Source organism: Mycobacterium sp. IDUB_1 (assembly GCF_055419625.1).
In genome coordinates, this window is record NZ_JBVAYA010000004.1 from 556,903 (window position 1) to 575,826 (window position 18,924).

Consider the following 18,924-nt stretch of genomic DNA (forward strand, 5'->3'; position numbering starts at 1 on the left):
TGCTGCTCATGCGCTCGCTACCGGCCAGCAACATAGTCGGCTGCGCGTCATAGCCTGATCGCATGCGCTGGGTCGTCGACGGGATGAACGTGATCGGCGCCAGGCCCGACGGCTGGTGGCGCGACCGGCACGCAGCGATGATCGCGCTGGTGCACGCACTCGAGCGGTGGGCCGGCACCGAGGGCACCGACGTGACCGTGGTTTTCGAACAGCCGCCGCGCCCGCCGATCGAGTCCTCGGTGATCACCGTCGCGCACGCGCCGTGCCCAGCACCCGACTCGGCTGACGCAGAGATCGTCAGGCTGGTCCAGGCCGACGAGCGCCCGGACGACATCGTCGTCGTCACCTCTGACCGCGCCTTGACCGAGCGGGTCCGGTCCGCCGGCGCCATCGTGGCGTCGCCCGCACGGCTGCGCGCCCTGATGGCGAACCAGTGAGCTAGCGGCGATCAGTCGATGACTCCGCGGCGGGTCAGATGGTCGATCAACGGCGAGGCCCCGGCCGTGAGGTGCTCGGCCATGGCCGCGCGGGCCTGCGCTTGATCGCGTGCCGCGAGGGCGGCCAGCACGCGCCGATGGTGCCGGTTCGAGTTCTGCGGCCAGCCGTCCACTGCGGGAAACACGGCCTCGGGCGCGTACCGGGTGATCTGAGACATCAGCTGCGCGAGTTTCGGAGAGTGCGCGGCGACGTTGATCGCGCGGTGGAACTCGTGGTTCAGCCGGACCGCCCGCTCCCCGTCACCGGCGGCGTACGCCGCCTCGAGGCCGGCCTGGACCGCCGACAGGTCCGCCAGCTCGGCGTCGGTGATCGCAGCAGCCGCGCGCGCAGCCAGCTCCCCTCCGATGAAGGCCTGCACCTCGGCGACGTCGGTGATGTCGCGCTCGGTGACCGGCCGGATGACGAAGCCACGTCGCGGCTGCTGGTCCAGCAGGCCTTCGGCCTTCAGCTCGAAGAGTGCCTCACGCACCGGGGTCACACTGATGCCGAGTTCGGCGGCGAGCTGTTCGAGTCGCACGTAGCTCCCCGCCGTGTAGGTGCCGTCGAAGATCCTGCGCCGGACCACCGCCGCCACATCCTCGGCCAGCTGTGGCCTGCTCGCGAAATCGGGGGTGCTCATTGCCGGTCACACCCGGTAGTCGGCGAGCAGCCGCTTGCTGATGATGTTCTTCTGGATCTCGCTGGTGCCCTCCCCGATCAGGAGGAACGGCGCGTCACGCATGAGTCTTTCGATCTCGTACTCGCTCGAGTAGCCGTAGCCGCCGTGGATGCGGAAGCTCTGCTGAGTGACCTCGGCGCAGGCTTCGCTCGCGAAGTACTTCGCCATACCTGCCGCGACGTCGTTACGGTCGCCGGAATCCTTGAGGCGTGCCGCGTTGACCATCATCAGATGGGCCGCTTCGACTTTGGTGGCCATCTCGGCCAGCGCGAAAGCGATGGCCTGATGTTCGGCGATCGGCTTGCCGAAGGTGCTGCGCTGCTGTGCGTAGCGCACCGCGAGTTCGAACGCCCGGACGCCGACCCCACAGGCCCGGGCCGAGACGTTGACACGACCGATTTCGACCCCGTCCATCATCTGGAAGAAGCCCTGTCCTGGTGCTTCCCCGAGGATGTCGGCGGCTTGGGCACGGTAGCCGTCGAAGATCAGTTCCGTGGTGTCGATGCCCTTGTAGCCGAGCTTGTGGAGCTTGCCGGGAATGATGAGGCCCGGCACCACTTCGCCGAAGCCCGTGGGCTTTTCGACGAGGAAGGCGGTCAGATTGCGATGGGGGCGGTCCGCCCCCTCCTCCGTGCGCACCAGCGCGGCCACCAATGTCGAGCTGGCCCCGTTGGTCAACCACATCTTCTGGCCGTGGATCGTGTAGGTGCCGTCGCCGTTGTCGACAGCCCTGGTCCGGATTGCCGCCACGTCGGAGCCGAGCTCGGGCTCCGACATCGAGAATGCACCCCGAGTCTCACCGGTTGCCATGCGCGGCAGGAAGTTTCGTTTCTGCGCGTCGGTGCCGTGCTGCCGGATCATGTAGGCGACGATGAAGTGGGTGTTGATCACTCCGGACACACTCATCCAGCCACGGGCCAGCTCCTCGACGCACAGCGCATAGGTCAGCAGCGACTCGCCGAGCCCGCCGTACTCCTCTGGGATCATCAGCCCGAACAATCCCAGGTCTTTCATGCCGTCGACGATCGCCTGCGGATAGGTGTCGGAGTGCTCGAGTTCCTGGGCGGCCGGAATGACCTCCCTGTCGACGAATGCCCGCACGGTCGAGACGATCTCGGTCTGGAGCTCGGTCAGTCCGAGGGTTTGAGCCAGTCTGGTCATCGCGTTGCCCTTTCACAGACGGACGTCCTTTCGAAGACGGCGGCCAACCCCTGCCCGCCGCCGATGCACATGGTGACCAATCCGTACCGGCCGCCTCGTCGGTGCAACTCACGAGCCAGTGTCGCGAGCATCCGCCCACCGGTGGCCCCGACCGGGTGCCCCAGGGAGATGCCCGACCCGTGCACGTTGGTGCGGTCGAAATCTTCTGCTCTGAAACCCCATTCGCGCGTACAGGCGAGCGCCTGGGCCGCGAACGCCTCGTTCAGCTCGATGAGGTCGACATCGGACAGTCTCAGGCCTGCTCTGGCGAGCGCCTGCCGGGTCGCCGGCACGGGGCCGATACCCATCACCTCGGGACCCACACCGGCGACCGCCCACGACACGAGCGTGACCAGCGGCGTCAGTCCGAGTTCTTCTGCTTTCTCTGCGGTGGTGACCAGGCACATCGACGCCGCGTCGTTCTGGCCGCTCGAGTTACCGGCTGTCACAGTGGCTTCCGGATCGGAGGCCGCGAGGATGGGCCGGAGTGCGGCGAGCTTGTCCAGCGAGGTGTCGGCACGGGGGTGCTCGTCGGTGTCGATCACGTCTTCACCACCGCGAGAGCTGACGGTCACTCCGATGATGGTTTCGGCGAGCAGGCCCTGCGCGCGAGCTGCGACGGCGCGCTGATGTGAGCGCACCGCGAGCTCGTCTTGTTCCTGACGCCCGATCCCGTAGCGACGGCGGAGGTTCTCCGCGGTCTCGAGCATGCCGCCGGGCACGGGATGGTGCTTGCCGCCCGCCGTGGTCCTGCCCCGTGCGAGCGCGTCGTGCACCGTGATGCCGCCGCGGACTCCGCCCCACCGCATGTCGGTCGAGTGGAACACCGCGTTGCTCATCGACTCTGCCCCGCCGGCGATCACGACTTCGTGGTCGCCCGCGGCGACCTGCTGGCAGGCCTGGATCACCGCTTGCAGTCCAGACCCACAGCGTCGGTCGACCTGCATGCCGGGCACTGTCACCGGGAGGCCGGCGTCGAGGGCGATGACGCGGCCGATGGCCGGCGCCTCCATCGAGGGGTAGCAGTGCCCGACGATGACGTCCTCAACACTCTCAGGACCCACACCGGTGCGAGCGAGCAGGCCCTGCAGCGCTGCGACGCCGAGGTCGACGGCCGTCAGCGACGCGAACATGCCGCCGTAGCGCCCGATCGGAGTACGTACCGGCTCGCAGATGACCGCCGCACGGGTCACAGGTGACGTCCGCCGGTGACCTCGAGGACTGTTCCCGTCATGTACGAGGAGAGGTCGCTGGCCAAGAAGAGCGCGACGCCCGCCACTTCGTCCGGTTCCCCGGCGCGGCCCATCGGCACCTCGGCCACCTTGGAGTCCCAAATGTGTTGCGGCATGGCCTCCGTCATCGCCGACCGGATCAGTCCGGGTTGGATCGCGTTCACCCGCACCCCGAGATAGGCGAGCTCCTTGGCTGCCGCCTTGGTCATCCCGACGATGCCGGCCTTGGCGGCCGAGTAGTTGGTCTGGCCGATCATGCCGACCTTGCCCGAGATCGACGACATGTTCACGATCGCGCCGCGCTTGTTCTCCCGCATCAGCGCCGAGGCTGCGCGCAGACCGTTCCACGTGCCCTTGAGGTGCACGGCGATCACCTGATCGAACTGCTCCTCGGTCATCTTGCGCATGGTCGCGTCGCGGGTGATACCCGCGTTGTTGACCATCACGTGCAGACCGCCGAAGTGCTCGACCGCCGCTGCGACCAACGCGTCGACCTGCTCGGCGCTGGTGACGTCGCACTGCACCGCGCGGGCGACGTCGGCACCCCCGAGCCCCTCGGCCGCGGCCTGCGTTGCCTCGAGGTTCACGTCGCCGAGCACCACCTGCGCTCCCTCGTCGACGAATCGCCGGGCGATCGCCAGGCCCAATCCCTGCGCTCCGCCGGTGACCACCGCGACCCGCTCACTCAGTAACCCCATGTGCCCATCCTCACGTCGTCTGACTTCGAGGCGATATCGTATTTCATATACGAAATTGTGGACACGACCCGAGGAGACCGATGACCAGCGCCGAGGTTAGTGACGAGGACTTCCGCGAGATCCTCGCGCAGACGCGCCACTTCGTCAGGACCGTCGTCGTCCCCCGCGAACAGGAGATCCTGACCGAGGACCGGGTTCCCGACGACCTCCGCGAGCAGGTCAAGAAGATGGGATTGTTCGGATACGCGATCCCCCAGGACTGGGGCGGGCTCGGCCTGAACCTCGCTCAGGACGTCGAGCTCGCCATGGAGCTCGGATACACCTCGCTCGCACTTCGGTCGATGTTCGGCACCAACAACGGCATCGCCGGACAGGTGCTCGTCGGCTACGGCACCGACGAACAGAAGTCCACCTGGTTGGCGCCCATCGCGTCGGGAGACGTGGTCGCGTCGTTCGCGCTGACCGAACCCGGCGCGGGGTCCAACCCGGCGGGCCTGCGCACCAAGGCAACTCGTGACGGCGACGGCTGGGTCATCAACGGCGCCAAGCAGTACATCACCAATGCCCCGACCGCGGATCTGTTCATCACGTTCGCACGCACCCGGCCCGCCGACGCGCAGGGCGCCGGCATCGCGGTGTTCCTCGTTCCCGCCGACGCCCCGGGGGTGACGGTCGGCGCGAAGGACAAGAAGATGGGCCAGGAGGGTGCCTGGACCGCCGATGTGTCCTTCACCGACGTACGGGTCGGCAGCAGCGCGCTCATCGGGGGCGCCGAGGACATCGGCTACCGGGCCGCGCTCGCATCTCTGGCTCGAGGCCGGGTACACATCGCGGCGCTGGCGGTCGGCACCGCTGCGCGAGCCCTGGACGAATCTGTCGCCTACGCCGCGACAGCGACTCAGGGCGGTACACCGATCGGCGAATTCCAGCTCGTGCAGGCGATGCTCGCCGATCAGTACACCGGGGTGATGGCCGGCCGGGCCATGGTGCGCGACGCCGCCCGACAGTGGCTGAGCGGCGAAGACCGCCGGCTGGCTCCCTCGGCAGTCAAACTGTTCTGCACCGAGATGGTGGGGCGCGTGGCCGACCTCGCCGTCCAGATCCACGGCGGCGCCGGCTACATGCGCGACGTGCCGGTGGAACGGATCTACCGCGACGTGCGCTTGCTCCGGCTCTACGAGGGCACCAGCGAGATCCAGCGACTCATCGTCGGCGGCGGGCTGGTCAGAGCGGCGTCTGCGGCCGCCCGCTGATCAGCCGACGAAACGCACGATCGACTCGGCGATCGCCGCGGGCTTGTCAGATCCGTCGATCTCGACGGTGACCGCGAGTGTGGCCTGCACGGCGCTGTCGAGTCGGCTCACCGTCGAGATCTGTGCGCGTGCGCGTAGCCGCGCACCCACGCGCACCGGGGTGATGAATCGGACCTTGTTGTAGCCGTAGTTGATCGCCATCGCCACGTTGTCGACGGTGTAGAGCTGGTGGGTGAAGTGCGGCAGCAGTGACAGGGTCAGCAACCCGTGTGCGATCGTCCCGCCGAAGGGCCCGCCGGCTGCCCGCTCAGGATCGACGTGAATCCACTGGTGGTCATCGGTGGCATCGGCGAACAGATTCACGCGGTCCTGCGTGATCTCGAGCCAGCCGGTGGGCCCGAGCTGCGAACCCTCCGCGTCGACGAACTCGGCCAGATCCTTGAACTTCTTCACCTGCGTCTCCTTTGACTGACAGCCCTGATGCCGGTTCCCCACAGTGCCATAGCGGGGTGGTGCGATAGGTCGCCGGACCGGTCCCCGGAAATCGTGTCAGCGAGTGCCGGAATATCTGCAGCCTGTTCCGCCGAGGAAATTGCTGTGTCTTCTCATTTCGTTTTCTGGATGAGTAATGTGAGATAACAGGAATGGGCGATTACGTCGCGCGGATTTCTGTCGCGAGAGTCAATAACATTTGCGGCACCGCCGCGTCGTTATCGCGATTTGCGAGTTTGGCAAACACCGCCGGGCCGCTGATTTATGGCCAAATCCGCTCGTCACAGCACCCGCCGGGCAGAGGTGCCACACGGACACGGCTTCCACGCAACGCCCACGCCCTGCGTCGGCACCGGATGGCGAGCCGCGTTGCCGCCCCCGGGTCAGCAGCCGCGAAACAGGGTCGTTACTGGACGGTAACCGCGCTGACGGTGCCGTCAGCGCGGCGATGTGCAGTGCGAATCCATCCCCGAGATTGCAAAAAGAGCAAAGGAGACAGGGGTGCCAGGCGACGCCCCTTGCGATCGAAACCACCTGGGATCGATTCTTCGCCACCGCAACGACATGGCCGCCTGAGCTGGGCCGACTCCGATCCCGGCAATTGCCATGAACACGGGTGTCGTGATCGTGACCTGATCGTGACCTTTACCGGATTCAGATTAAGTGGGTGACTTCTTCCGGCTAGCTGGAATTTGACTGTGGATGGGCGAGATACTTGAGAATGAACGTGTTTTTCCGCGTTCCGCGCAGCACCCGCCCCCACCATTGCGCCGCCGGACGAATGGATCGAAATGACCCGACCCGACTTTGCCTTTGCTGACCTCGATGTCGACCGGCTGGGCGCCAGTCCGCGATATTGGGACCCGGTCACTGAATGCACCGTCGTCTATGCGCGGCCCTCGACGGAACCCGAGTTGTGGTCCGATTTCGTGGCCGGAGCGTCACACAGCTACCAACAACACGGCATCGGTGCTGCGATCGACACACGCGCCTTACACCGCGGAGACGACACGGCACTATTCGCCGCATGCGTCAATCAGGCCGGTCGAGTTGTGGGTGGACTGCGCGCAAAGGGGCCCTATAGGTCGATAGCCGAATGCCATGCGATCGAGGAATGGGCGGGGCAAGAAGGCGAGGATGCGGTCCGAAAAATGGTTGCTGACCGTCTGCCGTTCGGGGTGGCGGAAATGAAGACCGCCTGGGTCGCCGACGATCCCGAGTTGAGCCGGCGACTCACCACGAGCATCGCTCGCACCCCCCTGCACGCCATGGACCTGCTGGGCATCCAGTTCGTCGTCGCGACCGCAGCGTCCTACGTGCTGAAAAGGTGGCTGACCTCGGGCGGAGTACTGGCTGCGAAGATCCCGCCGACGCCCTATCCCGACGTGCGGTACCAGACCAGGATCGCCTGGTGGGATCGCCTCACGTTCGCCAACCACGCGCAGCCCCGTCAGCTCGCCGCATTCCTGGCCGACAAGCGGGCCATGACGCCGGGGGCAGACTTCGCCGAGGACGCGGCGCTCGCGGGCGCGGCGCGGCGGCTGGGATGAGCGCGGGTGGGATGGATGATGCCGCCGATCAGCCCTGTGCCGCATCGGTGCTCGACCCGGACGACCCGCGGGATGCGGAGCGGTGGGCGGCATTGCGCGACGACCCCCGCGTCGAAGTGGTCGACACGATCTCTGCACAGCGTGCGGAGCTGGCCGCGGTGCGCCCTGCGGTATCGGCCGATATCGCCGACGAGCCCGACCGCTGGGCGTACTACCCCTGGCGGCGCGTGCTCGCCCGTGTCCTGGGCCCCCACGGGTACCGCCGACTGCGATTGGATCGCAATCGCAATCTGATCTCCGCCGACGAGATGGAGACACTGGGTCGGCTGCGGATCGGCGTGGTGGGGCTCAGTGTCGGGCATGCGATCGCCCACACCCTGGCCACCCAGGGGTTGTGCGGTGAACTCCGGCTCGCCGACTTCGACGCCATCGACGTGTCGAATCTGAATCGGGTGCCCGCCACCCTTCTCGACGTCGGGGTGAACAAGGCGGTGGTGTGTGCGCGGCGGCTCGCCGAACTCGACCCCTACCTCCCCGTCGTCGTGCAGCACGACGGGTTGACGCCCGACACCGTCGACGCATTCCTCGACGGGCTCGATGTTCTGGTGGAGGAATGCGATTCGTTGGACGCCAAGGTTCTCGTCCGGGCCGCGGCACGGGCTCGCGGTATCCCGGTGCTGATGGCCACGAGCAGCGGCGGATTGTTGGACGTCGAACGCTTCGACACCGAACGCGACCGACCGCTGCTGCACGGGATGCTGGGCGACCTCGCCGAGATGGATTCCGCGGCGTTGGCCGGCCTCAGCACCAAGGAGAAAGTGCCGCGGGTTCTCCGCATCATCGATGCCTCCGGTCTGCCGTCGCGGATGGCGGCGTCGCTGCTCGAGGTCGGCGCCACTCTCACGACGTGGCCGCAGCTGTCTTCAGAGGTGGCCGTCGGCGCCGCGTCGGTGGCCGAGGCGGTCCGGCGTATCGGGCTGGGCGAACCGCTGGCCTCCGGCCGGGTCAAGGTGGACGTGCCTGCACTGCTCGACCACATGCGCGAACCCCGCCGCGGGCTCGATGCCGCGGGGTCGGGCGAACGCCCGGAGGGCGAGACCCCGATAGCGCCGGTCGGGGAGACCATCGACGTGGTCGCCGCAGCGGCGCAGCGGGCGCCGTCGGGCGGCAATACCCAACCGTGGATCATCGAGAAGCGGATCGAGCCACCGGATCGCAGCCTGGCCATCCATCTCGATCCGGACCTCACCTCGGCTATGGACGTCGGATTCCGCGGAAGCGCGGTGGCCGTCGGCGCGGCCACGTTCAATGCGCGGGTTGCCGCCGCAGCCCGGGGATTCGGGGCGCGCGTCGACTTCCTTCTCGGCGACGAGCGTTTCCCACTGAGCGCTGTCGTGTACCTCGGCGGCACCGAACCCGACGGCGCGCTGGCCCAGCTCTATCCCGCGATGATGCGAAGGGAGACCAATCGTCGGCAGGGCACGCGCGTCGAGCTCGATGATGCGCTCGTCTCCGAGCTGAGAGCAGCGGCCGACCTCGAAGGTGCGCGGTTGTGCCTGCTGACCGATCCGTCCGACCTCGAACGCGCCGCCGCGATCCTGGCCGTTGCAGACCGGATCCGTTACCTGACACCACATTTGCACGCACAGATGATCGACGAGTTGCGGTGGCCCGGGCATCCCTCGCCGGACACCGGGATCGAGGTGCGCAGCCTCGATCTCGACGACGCCGACCTGGTCCTGCTCGACATCCTGCGTCGCGGCGACGTCATGGCGCATCTGGCGGCATGGGACGGGGGCACCGCGCTCGGCGATGACAGCCGGACGAAGGTGTCGGCGGCCGCAGGTGTGGCGATCATCACCGTGTCGGGCCACACGCTCATCGACTACGCCCGCGCCGGAGCTGCGGTGGAGTCGGTGTGGATATGCGCCCAGCAGCATGGATTAGCCGTGCAACCGGTGTCGCCGGCTTTTCTGTACGCCGCCGACAGCGAAGACTTTGCCGCGCTGTCGCCGCGCTTCGCCGATACGTTGGCTGACCTGCAATACACTTTCCGGACGTTGGTATCCGCGAATCCCGCTGAGTCACTGGCGTTGGTGCTGAGGCTGTCCCGAGCGCCGAGACCGTCGGTCGTCAGCCGGCGTCGCGGCCGGGAAGACAACTCGTCACCGAACTGACGCGGATACGGAGAGGGTCGCTTGCCCGAGAGCCTGGACCTGGTGGTGACATCGGTCGCGACGCAACTCATGGGTGCCACGTCCGCGACGGTGAAAGATCTCTGCCAGAACGTGCTCGCCGACCTGGTGGCGTTTTTCGGCGTCGACGTCAGCTTCCTCCGACGTAACGATCACACGATCCGGGCGTCGGTGCTGGTGGCCGAGTGGCCGGTGCGGCCGGGCATCCCTGACCCGGATCCACTCGCCGTCGTGTACTTCACAGACGCCGATCCCGTCTTCGCGATGGCCGAGCACCAGAAGGAGCCGGTGGTCTTCCGGCCCGAGCCGGCCACCGACGACTACCAGCGCACCATCAACGAGGGCCGACAGGTGGCGGCGACCTCGATGGCGTGCGTGCCGCTGCTCTCCGGCGAGGTGACGTCCGGGGTGCTGGGTTTCGTGAAGTTCGGGGACCGCGACTGGACCGAGGCCGAACTCAACGCGCTCAAGGCGATCGCCTCCCTGCTGGCGCAGGTCCAGGCGCGCGTCGACGCCGAAGAACAGCTGCGCTATCTCGCGGATCACGACGATCTCACCGGCCTCTACAACCGGCGCGCGCTACTGAGCCATCTGGACGCGCGTCTGACTGACGGCCAACCCGGGCCGGTGTCGGCTCTTTTCTTCGATCTCGACCGGCTCAAGGCGATCAACGACTATCTGGGCCACACGGCGGGCGACTGGTTCATCAGGGTGCTCGCCGAACGGCTCCGCCGCAGCTCCGATGGCCCCACTCTGATCGCGCGGCTCGGCGGTGACGAGTTCGTGGTGGTGCCTGCCACCCCGATGGACGCCGCGGCGGCAGAGGCGCTCGCGCTGCGGTTGCAGACAGCTCTGCGGGAGCGGGTGTCCATCGACGGGGAGATGCTGACGCGCACCGTGAGCATCGGGGTGGCGTTGGGGATGCCCGGCCGTGACAGCACCTCGGATCTCCTGCGCCGGGCCGACCAGGCTGTGCTGACAGCGAAGAACTCCGGCGGCAACCAGGTGGCGGTGTTCACCGATGACATGTCCATGGAGAACGAGTTCCGCAACGACATCGAGCTGCATCTGCAGACCGTGGTCGAGAGCGGTGCCCTCCTGCTGCACTACCTGCCCGAGGTCGACATGCGGACCGGCGACATCGTCGCCATGGAGGCGTTGGTGCGCTGGCAGCACCCCACGCGCGGCCTGCTGACCCCGGACTCGTTCATCGGCGTCGCCGAGTCGATCAACATGGCCGGTGAGCTGGGCCGGTGGGTCCTGCGCACTGCGTGCGCCGAGTTCGCTGCCTGGCGATCCCGCGGCCACGGAACCGAATCCGTGATGCGAATCAACGTGTCCCCCGTCCAGCTCGTCACCGAGGGCTTCGTGGAGAGCGTCAAGGGTGCGATGGCGGACAACGGCCTGCCGCCGGGTTCGGTGTGCCTGGAGATCACCGAGACGGTGGTGGTCCAGGACATCGAGACGACGCGCATCACGCTCGCCGGCCTGAAAGAGGCCGGCGTCCAGGTCGCCATTGACGATTTCGGCACCGGTTACAGTGCGCTGTCACAGTTGAAGTCACTGCCGGTGGACACCCTCAAGATCGACCGCAGCTTTGTGACCGAATTAGGTTCTGACCCAGGCGATCTGGCGATCGTGCGAGCCATCATCGCGCTGGCCGAGGCGTTCGGTCTCGAGTTGGTCGCCGAGGGGGTGGAAACCAAGGCCGCCGCGCTGACACTGCTGCGCCACGGGTGCCACCGCGCTCAGGGTTTCCTGCTGTCCCGGCCCATCGCTGCCGGACCGATGGAGTCACTGCTGTCCCAGGGTCGCATCGACGTCGACTTCTGAGCGACGTGGCGCCCGGTCTAGTTGCCGGTGAGGAGTTCGACCCGGCCGAACCGACTGGCCGACCTGCCGACCAGCGCGACCTTCCCGGGACGATTCGGCGCCTGCAGCGCGAGACCCGGCGGCCCGCAGAGCAGCACACCGTGCCGCGCGCGGACCGCCAGCGGGCCGTCCGCGGTGGCGAAGACCACCCCGGCCACCGTGGAGTCGTCGAACACCAGCCGGTCGATGGCCTCGACCGGCTCGGCCACGAGGCGGTGCTCCCGCGCCTGCGCGGTCAACCACGCGTCCAGCCCCCCGGGCTCGCCGAGTGCGCTCGCCGGAACGTCGGAGGTGCTCACATCCACGATGTCACCGTCGGCGGACACCACTTGCGACGACGGCCAGTCGGTGACGCGGGTGTAGAGGTAGCCCAACGGCGAGGCCAGACATTCCCCTGTCCAGCGCCGAAGCCGGCCACCATCGAACGGCGGCACCATGCGCTTCTTGCGACCAGCAGGCGCGGTCTCCACCGGCTTCACCGCGCGGGCGGGGAAAACATCGGGGTCGTCGGGCAGGTTCTTGACGTCGATGTCGTCGATGAGGGCAGAGGCGTAGGCCGTGGTGGCGGCATCACCGCGAAGCGTGTCGAACCAGGTTCGCGTGTGGCGCGGCTGTGCGGCCACCATCACGTCACCGCCTTCTGCAGATGCGGCGAGGGCACACAGTAGCCCCGCAGGGCCGACGTCGGTACACACGACGTCGACTTCGTCGTGCCACACCACATCGGGATACACCGTTATCCGCCTCTGATTTGCCGAATGTGTCAGCCAGTTCGCATAGTCCTGTCAGCGGGATCGCGACAAGAATATCCGGGCGTTGCTGAAATGTGCCATCACCGGACGTGGCAACACAATAAACCTACCACCGGCCACGAGAGGGCCGGTGCCACCGATACCCGGGTGGTGTTCCACCTAACTAACTAGGTTTACTCTCTTGGCATGAACCTGACCTGGTCGCCCGCCGATCTCGCCTTCCGCGACGAGGTACGTTCCTTTCTCGAGGAGAACCTCACTCCGCAGCTGCGGCGCGCGGGCACGTTGATGACCAGCGTGTACGCCGACCATGAGGCCAGCATGGAGTGGCAGCGAATTCTCCACGACAAGGGCTGGGCCGCGCCCGCGTGGCCGGTCGCCCACGGCGGCTGCGACTGGACGCTCACGCAGCACTACATCTTCAGCCGGGAGTCGACGCTGGCCGGCGCGCCCTCGCTCTCGCCGATGGGCATCCGCATGGTCGCCCACGCGATCATCGAGTTCGGCACGGACGCGCAGAAGGATTATTTCCTTCCCCGAATCCTCACCGGTGAGGTGTTCTTCTGCCAGGGCTACTCGGAGCCGGAAGCAGGTTCGGACCTCGCCGCGCTGTCGATGGCAGCCCGCGATGACGGCGACCACCTGGTCTGCACGGGTAGCAAGATCTGGACCACCCACGCCCGGGAAGCCAACTGGATGTTCGCGCTGGTGCGCACGACCCGGTCGGACAAGAAGCAGCGCGGCATCACGTTCGTGCTGGTCGATCTCGCGACACCGGGCATCGAGATCCGGCCACTGGTGATGACTTCTGGCGAGGAGGTACAGAACCAGGTGTTCTTCGACGAGGTGCGGGTCTCCAAAGACAACATCATCGGGGAGATCGACGACGGGTGGACGGTCGCGAAGTACCTGCTCGAGTTCGAGCGGGGCGGCGGGGCGGCGGCGCCCGGGCTGCAGGTGATGGTCGAGGACATCGCCGCGGCGGCCGCCGAGCAACCCGGTCCGGCCGGTGGGCGACTTCTCGATCATCCGGCGTTCGCCCGCAAGCTCGCCGACGTGCGAATCCGCACAGAAGTCCTCGAGATCCTCGAGTACCAGGTGCTCGCGGTGGTGGCCGCAGGCGGCAATCCCGGCGCCAAGTCGTCGATGCTCAAGGTGCTCGGCACCGAGTTGAGCCAGCACATCACCGAGTTGGCCATGGAGGCCGCAGGTCCTCGGGGCCGCGCGTACCAACCGCACGCCACGTGTCCCGGCGGTCCGATCGCCCATTTCGAGCCGCCCGCAGGCGACTACGTCAGTGGTGAGCCGTGGCAGGCGGTCGCCCCTCTGCGGTACCTCAACGACCGCGCCGGCTCGATTTACGCCGGCAGCAACGAGATTCAACGCAACATCCTGGCCAAAGCGGCACTGGGACTCTAGAGGGGCTGTAGAGGGAAAGAATGGACTTCACGTTCAACGACGAGCAGGATCTGTTGCGTACCGGGTTGACACGGTTCCTCGCAACGCGATACGACCTCGAAAAGAGCCGTACCGCAGCACAATCCGGAGCAGGCTGGCAGCCCGAGATCTGGCGGGCATTCGCCGAGGAACTGGACATCCTGGGTGCCACGTTGCCTGAAGAACACGGCGGGATCGGCGGGGGGTCGGTCGAGATGATGCTGATCTGCGAGGCACTCGGCCATGCGCTGGCCATCGAGCCCTATGTCGACACCGCGGTGGTGGCGGCCGGGTTGCTGCGCCGTGCCGAGGGCCCGCTGGCGACCACATTGCTCGACGGAATCGTCTCGGGGACAACGGTGGTCACCACGGCGGCGACTGAGCCGACGTCGGGTGAGAACTGGCAGGATGTCTCGACCGTGGCCGAACGCGACGGTGACAGCTGGGTGCTCACGGGAACGAAGATCGTCTCGGCGAGCACACCCCTGGCCGACCATGTGCTCGTCACCGCCCGCACCTCAGGCGCCCCTGCCGACAGCGACGGCATCTCCCTGTTCGCCGTCGACATCGGCTCGGCGCCCTCGGGTCTGGACATGCACCATTACCGCACCATCGACGATCGGCTCGCCGCGGACATCACGCTCGCGCGCGTTCCGACCGCGGCACTGCTGGGCGAGGAAGGCGGCGCCTGGCCCTCGATCTCTCGCGCGCGCGACGAGGGAGCCGCAGCGGTGTGCGCGGAAGCGGTCGGCGCGATGCGCAAGGTCCTGGCCGACACGGTCGACTACGCCAAGCAGCGCAAGCAGTTCGGCCAGCCGATCGGCGCATTCCAGGTGCTGCAGCACCGCATGGTGGACATGTACATGGAGGTCGAACAGGCCGCGGCGGCGGTGTATCTGGCGGTGCTGCATCTCGATGACGACGACGCCACCACCCGTGCCAGGGCGGTGTCAGCCGCCAAGGCGACCGTCGGGAGGGCAGCCCGCTTCGTGGGCCAGCAGGCGGTCCAACTGCACGGCGGGATGGGGATGACCGAGGAATTGGCGATCGGCCACTATTTCAAGCGCCTAACGGCGCTGCAGTTCGAGTTCGGCTCGACCGACTTCCACGTCGATCGGTATGCGGCTCTGACCCGCTAGCGGCGCGCGACGATCACCGGCGTGCGGGCGGACTGCACGACCTGGGTACTGACCGACCCGAGGAGCATGCCCGCGAACCCGCCGCGTCCGTGGCTGCCGACAACCACCAGCTGGGCCGTCGCCGCCTCGTCGAGGAGCCGGCGGGCCGGCTGATCGCGGCAGACCACCCTGCGCACCGTGACGTCGGGGTAGCGCTCCTGCCAGCCGGCGAGCCGCTCGGCCAGCAGCATGTCCTCTTCCGGCTGCGCCTCGGTCCAGGGCTCGTCGGGCAGTTCGTATCCCGCGTCGCTCCAGGTGTGCACCGCCACCAGGTCGACCCCGCGCCGTGACGCCTCGTCGAACGCGATCGCCGTGGCGTGCTCGCTGGCCGGGGATCCGTCGATGCCCACCACCACCGGCGCCTGATCCGGATGGGCGATGAGCGGATCTTCGTCGCGAATCACGGCGACCGGACATGTGGCGTGGTGCACCAGACCCGTGCTGACCGACCCCAGGAGTCGCCGCTCCCACGTGCCGAGCCCTCGGCTGCCGACGACGATCATGTCGGCGTCGGCGCTCAGGTCGGCCAGCGCCGCGACGGGCTGACCGGAGAGGATCTTCTCGCCGAGTCCGCCGAGCTGCTCACCGGCGGCCGCCCGGGCGACCACGGATGCGTCGTCGAGGATCTCGCGAGCCGCGTCCTGCTCGTCCTGCAGAAAGGCAGGCGGAAGTGGAACCTGGACCCACGACTGCATGCCGGCCGATGGCAGCACGTGCGCCAACGTCAACCTCGCCCGGCGACGCGCCGCGGTGCGCGCGGCCCAATCGACGGCCACCCGGGATGCCGCCGAACCGTCCACACAGACGACGATGCCCAGCGATGCAGCTGGTTGGCTCATGAAGTTCGCCTCCTGACGGGGCAGCGTCGTTGCCGCCAACCCCGACGCTACGCCCGCCGATCCCGCAGGTCAGGGGTCTGCAGACATCCATGGCGGGGACCAAAGTCCTTCCCGCGTCACGGTCGATGCAGATCGACCACGAGGGGGCGGTGATCGGAGATGGCGACCGCCGGCGTCTTGCAGGCGCGCGCCTGTAGGCCCGGGTCGTCGGTCAGGACATGGTCCAGTTGCTGGGTGGGCACGTCGGCGGGGAAGGTGGCCGCCGAGGCGAGGGCGCGCAGACGTGTGTGGCGGCGCGCAGCCGCAGGTGGCATGTTCAGGTCACCGGTCACGATGCGCGGCCCCGGCATGCCGTCGATGTCGCGCAGCAACCGGCGCAGCTGCAGCCGGTTCCACCCAGGTACGAACGACAGGTGCGTGTTCGCGATGGTGAGCGGGCCCAGCGGGGTGTCGAAGTGTCCGACAACCGCAGCTCGCGGTTCTTCGTGGATGATCTGCACGCGGTTGGGCGAGCGCAGGTACAGGGGGAACCGGACCGGGATCCGGGGCAGGCGCACCACCTGCCAGTGGGCCGCGGGATAGCGCGAGAGCAGCGCGACCCCGTATGCCGCGGTACCCGGCTGCTCCTCCCCCGTCGCAGCCATCCAGGTCGCGCCGGGCGTGCCGGAGATGGCGGCGACGAACCTGTGGCTGCGGGCGCCCATCGCCTCGGCGGCCAGTGCCGTCAGGTCGGCCATGCCCGATCGTTGCTGCACCGAGTCCACCTCCTGTAGTGCGAGGATGTCGGCGTCCAACCCCTGGATGCAATCGGCGAACCGGTCCAGATCAACATCGCCACCGAGGGTGCGCCCGTGGAGGATGTTGAAGGTCACCAATTTCATGGGTATTGCACTACCCACCCTGCAGTCGAAACCCACGGCGGTGCGAATGTCCCCTGAAGATCTGCCCGAGGCGTTGCGCCATGCGGCGTCAGCGCTCAAAGCCGACGGCCCGCCGTTTGCGCTCGCCGGGAGTTTCGCGCTGTGGGTGTACGGCGCACCAGAGCCGACCCACGACGTGGACTTCGTCGTGACTGAGGCGGACGCGGAGGCGGCGGCCGCCACGCTCTCCAAAGCAGGGTTCGACATCCGACGCCCTCCCGAGGACTGGCTGTTCAAAGCGGCGCTCTCCGTCGACGGACCCGCAGTGATCGACGTGCTGCATCAGATCAACAGGGTTCCGGTCGATCCCGCCATGATCACCGGTGCACCGATGATGGACGTTCTCGCGCTGTCGATACCGGTGCTGACGCCCGGTGAGGTGATTCTGCAGAAGCTGCACTCGCTGCACGAGCACCACTGCGATTTCGCGAAACTGCTTCCGGTGGTGCGGGCGGTCCGCGAGCAGCTCGACTGGGCGGCCATGCGCGCAGAGACCAGCGACAACCCCTTCGCGACGACGTTCCTCGATCTGTGTGCCCGGTTGGGCATCGACACGGGATGCACGGCGGACTCACAGCCGGAGCTCAGCTGAGAACCGTTGTGCCAGAGCTACCCTCGCGGGGGCCCGGTGAAGGAACGGATAGAGGCGGGGCCACAGTGAATCGTCAGGCGAAGCGACGCGCGATGTTGGTCATCGTCCTTGCGCTGCTCTGCTCGGGATGCCTCGGGCACCGATTCGCGGCTCGCCAGGATGCGTCGGCCCCGACGACCGGTCTGTCGGCAGCGGCCGCCACCCGACTCGGCATCCCGTCGCAAGGCACCGTTCTCGCGCTGCCCGGGGCGGATCTCCACTTCCGCGACACCATGGCCGAAGAGTTCCGCGGGGTGTTCAGCACCGGCCCCTACACGATGAAAGTCGTCGACTACCCGCGCGATCTGGCCCTGGATTCGATTCCGACCGGGGTCGCCAACCTCGACACCGCGATACGCGCCACACCGGGCACCATCATCGTGCTGGCGTACAGCCAAGGGGCCCAGGTGGCGTCGGAATGGATGCGCCAGCATGCGCAGGATCAGGCGGCGCCGGGACCCGACCGCATGACGTTCATTCTGTTCGGCAACCCGTTGCGCGCATCGGGAGGCGCGAAGGTGGGCGATCCCACGGCCCGCACCACTGGGCTCGCCACCCCGACCGACACCCCGTGGCACATCGTGGACATCGCCCGCCGCTACGACGGCTGGGCCGACTCGCCCACCGACAAGAGCAACGCCGCCGCGGTGCGCAACGCCGACCTGGGAAAGCTGTTCATCCATCCGCACTACGAGGGTGTGGATCTCGACGACCCCTCGCTGACGGTGTGGCAGCGCGGAAACACCACGTTCGTCCTGACGAACGAGGCACCGTTGCTGCCCAACGATGCCGCCCAGATCGAGTCTGCTTACCGTCGAACGTGATTCATATCGCGGGAAGAGTTGCCCCCGTCGCCGATTCCGCGTACTGCCGCATGAGACGCAGCGCCGTCGCACGGTCCATCTCCGGATCGCGCGCCACGATGCGGTAGCCGAGGTAGTCCTCCATCGCCATCAGCGTCATCGCGATGTCACGCGCCGGCACGGAGAGGCTGAACACGCCCGCGTCGGCACCCGCAGTCAGCAGATCCCGGTAGAGACCGACCTGACGGTGATAGATCCCCTGGACGTCGCGGCGTTGGTCCAATTCGAATCCGGCGGCGAGCACAGCCCGCCAGATGGCCCGCCACTCGGCGTCCTCGGCCCCGGTCGGCAGGCCCGCCGCGATCGTCATAGCCAGCTGCAGTGACAGGTCGTCGGTCCGATCGCCGAAACGACGGCGTTCTTCGTAGAAGCGCACGTCCGAGCGGAGTGCCAACGCTGAGAGCAGCTCGGCCATGTCCTTGAAGTAGTAGCGCACCGCGTTCGTGGTCAGACCGAGCTCGGCTGCCACGTCCGCGAGCCTGAGACTGGCGAGGTCATGGCGTTCGATGAGGGCGATCGCCGCATCCATGATGTCGGCGCGTCGCTGCGCCTGGGTGTTCGGCCGACCCATCTGTGTGCACCCCTCTCTGGTGTCGTGAGTGTGATTCTGCCGTTCCGGTTGCGTGACGTCCGACACGGGCGCATAGTTCTTTTCC

18 protein-coding genes are annotated in these 18,924 nt (G+C 67.5%); 9 read left to right on the forward strand and 9 right to left on the reverse strand.

All coding sequences use genetic code 11. The features are described 5' to 3' along the window. Nucleotides 1–62 precede the first annotated feature (62 nt). On the forward strand, nt 63–437 hold the full coding sequence (locus ACZYYX_RS23655; protein WP_463817050.1) for an NYN domain-containing protein: 375 nt from the start codon (nt 63–65) through the stop codon (nt 435–437). An 11-nt stretch (nt 438–448) separates the two neighbouring features. Here the strand turns inward: ACZYYX_RS23655 and ACZYYX_RS23660 are convergent, their stop codons facing one another. From ACZYYX_RS23660 to fabG, 4 genes are read right to left on the reverse strand one after another with little or no spacing between them, the layout of a single operon-like run. After that, nucleotides 449–1,117 carry a GntR family transcriptional regulator gene (locus tag ACZYYX_RS23660; protein ID WP_463817051.1) on the reverse strand — a complete coding sequence of 223 codons (669 nt, stop codon included), beginning with the start codon at nt 1,115–1,117 and terminating at the stop codon, nt 449–451. Between the two features lie 6 nt (nt 1,118–1,123). Beyond that, a complete protein-coding gene (locus tag ACZYYX_RS23665) occupies nt 1,124–2,317 on the reverse strand; it encodes an acyl-CoA dehydrogenase family protein (RefSeq protein WP_463817052.1) in 1,194 nt (397 codons plus the stop codon). Beyond that, complete coding sequence (locus tag ACZYYX_RS23670; protein WP_463817053.1) at nt 2,314–3,549, reverse strand: acetyl-CoA C-acetyltransferase; 1,236 nt, start codon at nt 3,547–3,549, stop codon at nt 2,314–2,316. Before ACZYYX_RS23670 ends, ACZYYX_RS23665 begins: the two co-directional genes overlap by 4 nt. Continuing rightward, on the reverse strand, nt 3,546–4,286 hold the full coding sequence (gene fabG / locus ACZYYX_RS23675; RefSeq protein WP_463817054.1) for a 3-oxoacyl-ACP reductase FabG: 741 nt from the start codon (nt 4,284–4,286) through the stop codon (nt 3,546–3,548). The genes ACZYYX_RS23670 and fabG overlap by 4 nt, the downstream gene beginning before the upstream one ends. An 80-nt stretch (nt 4,287–4,366) precedes the next feature. Here fabG and ACZYYX_RS23680 point away from each other — a divergent pair, with 80 nt between their 5' ends. Then, a complete protein-coding gene (locus ACZYYX_RS23680) occupies nt 4,367–5,539 on the forward strand; it encodes an acyl-CoA dehydrogenase family protein (RefSeq protein ID WP_463817056.1) in 1,173 nt (390 codons plus the stop codon). Here the strand turns inward: ACZYYX_RS23680 and ACZYYX_RS23685 are convergent, their stop codons facing one another. After that, nucleotides 5,540–5,992, reverse strand: a complete 453-nt coding sequence (locus ACZYYX_RS23685) for a MaoC family dehydratase (protein ID WP_463817057.1) — start codon at nt 5,990–5,992, stop codon at nt 5,540–5,542. Between the two features lie 1,226 nt (nt 5,993–7,218). Between ACZYYX_RS23685 and ACZYYX_RS23690 the strand changes: the two genes are divergently transcribed. The 3 genes from ACZYYX_RS23690 to ACZYYX_RS23700 all read left to right on the forward strand — a co-directional run bounded on the left by ACZYYX_RS23690 (nt 7,219) and on the right by ACZYYX_RS23700 (nt 11,609). Further along, nucleotides 7,219–7,581 carry a hypothetical protein gene (locus ACZYYX_RS23690; RefSeq protein WP_463817058.1) on the forward strand — a complete coding sequence of 121 codons (363 nt, stop codon included), beginning with the start codon at nt 7,219–7,221 and terminating at the stop codon, nt 7,579–7,581. Nucleotides 7,582–7,592: 11 nt separating this feature from the next. Continuing rightward, a complete protein-coding gene (locus ACZYYX_RS23695; RefSeq protein WP_463817060.1) occupies nt 7,593–9,758 on the forward strand; it encodes an Rv1355c family protein in 2,166 nt (721 codons plus the stop codon). Nucleotides 9,759–9,827: 69 nt separating this feature from the next. Continuing rightward, on the forward strand, nt 9,828–11,609 hold the full coding sequence (locus ACZYYX_RS23700) for a putative bifunctional diguanylate cyclase/phosphodiesterase (protein ID WP_463817215.1): 1,782 nt from the start codon (nt 9,828–9,830) through the stop codon (nt 11,607–11,609). Nucleotides 11,610–11,626: 17 nt separating this feature from the next. On the opposite strand, the gene ACZYYX_RS23705 is transcribed toward ACZYYX_RS23700, so the two are convergent. Continuing rightward, on the reverse strand, nt 11,627–12,382 hold the full coding sequence (locus ACZYYX_RS23705) for a hypothetical protein (protein ID WP_463817062.1): 756 nt from the start codon (nt 12,380–12,382) through the stop codon (nt 11,627–11,629). Nucleotides 12,383–12,586: 204 nt separating this feature from the next. On the opposite strand from ACZYYX_RS23705, the gene ACZYYX_RS23710 reads away from it, so the two are divergent. Then, on the forward strand, nt 12,587–13,819 hold the full coding sequence (locus ACZYYX_RS23710; protein ID WP_463817064.1) for an acyl-CoA dehydrogenase family protein: 1,233 nt from the start codon (nt 12,587–12,589) through the stop codon (nt 13,817–13,819). A 20-nt stretch (nt 13,820–13,839) separates the two neighbouring features. Beyond that, nucleotides 13,840–14,976, forward strand: a complete 1,137-nt coding sequence (locus ACZYYX_RS23715) for an acyl-CoA dehydrogenase family protein (RefSeq protein WP_463817065.1) — start codon at nt 13,840–13,842, stop codon at nt 14,974–14,976. Here the strand turns inward: ACZYYX_RS23715 and ACZYYX_RS23720 are convergent. Both ACZYYX_RS23720 and ACZYYX_RS23725 read right to left on the reverse strand, forming a co-directional pair. Next, entirely contained in the window at nt 14,973–15,854 is an 882-nt protein-coding gene (locus tag ACZYYX_RS23720) for a universal stress protein (protein WP_463817066.1), read from the reverse strand. The two genes, ACZYYX_RS23715 and ACZYYX_RS23720, sit on opposite strands and share 4 nt — an antisense overlap. A 116-nt stretch (nt 15,855–15,970) precedes the next feature. Then, a complete protein-coding gene (locus tag ACZYYX_RS23725; protein ID WP_463817067.1) occupies nt 15,971–16,735 on the reverse strand; it encodes an endonuclease/exonuclease/phosphatase family protein in 765 nt (254 codons plus the stop codon). A gap of 46 nt (nt 16,736–16,781) precedes the next feature. Between ACZYYX_RS23725 and ACZYYX_RS23730 the strand changes: the two genes are divergently transcribed. Then, nucleotides 16,782–17,366, forward strand: coding sequence for a hypothetical protein (locus tag ACZYYX_RS23730; RefSeq protein ID WP_463817216.1), 585 nt, complete (start codon nt 16,782–16,784; stop codon nt 17,364–17,366). 92 nt (nt 17,367–17,458) lie between these two features. Further along, nucleotides 17,459–18,229, forward strand: a complete 771-nt coding sequence (locus tag ACZYYX_RS23735; RefSeq protein ID WP_463817069.1) for a PE-PPE domain-containing protein — start codon at nt 17,459–17,461, stop codon at nt 18,227–18,229. 1 nt (nt 18,230) lies between these two features. Here ACZYYX_RS23735 and ACZYYX_RS23740 read toward each other — a convergent pair whose 3' ends face one another. After that, entirely contained in the window at nt 18,231–18,839 is a 609-nt protein-coding gene (locus ACZYYX_RS23740; RefSeq protein WP_463817070.1) for a TetR/AcrR family transcriptional regulator, read from the reverse strand. Nucleotides 18,840–18,924 lie beyond the last annotated feature (85 nt).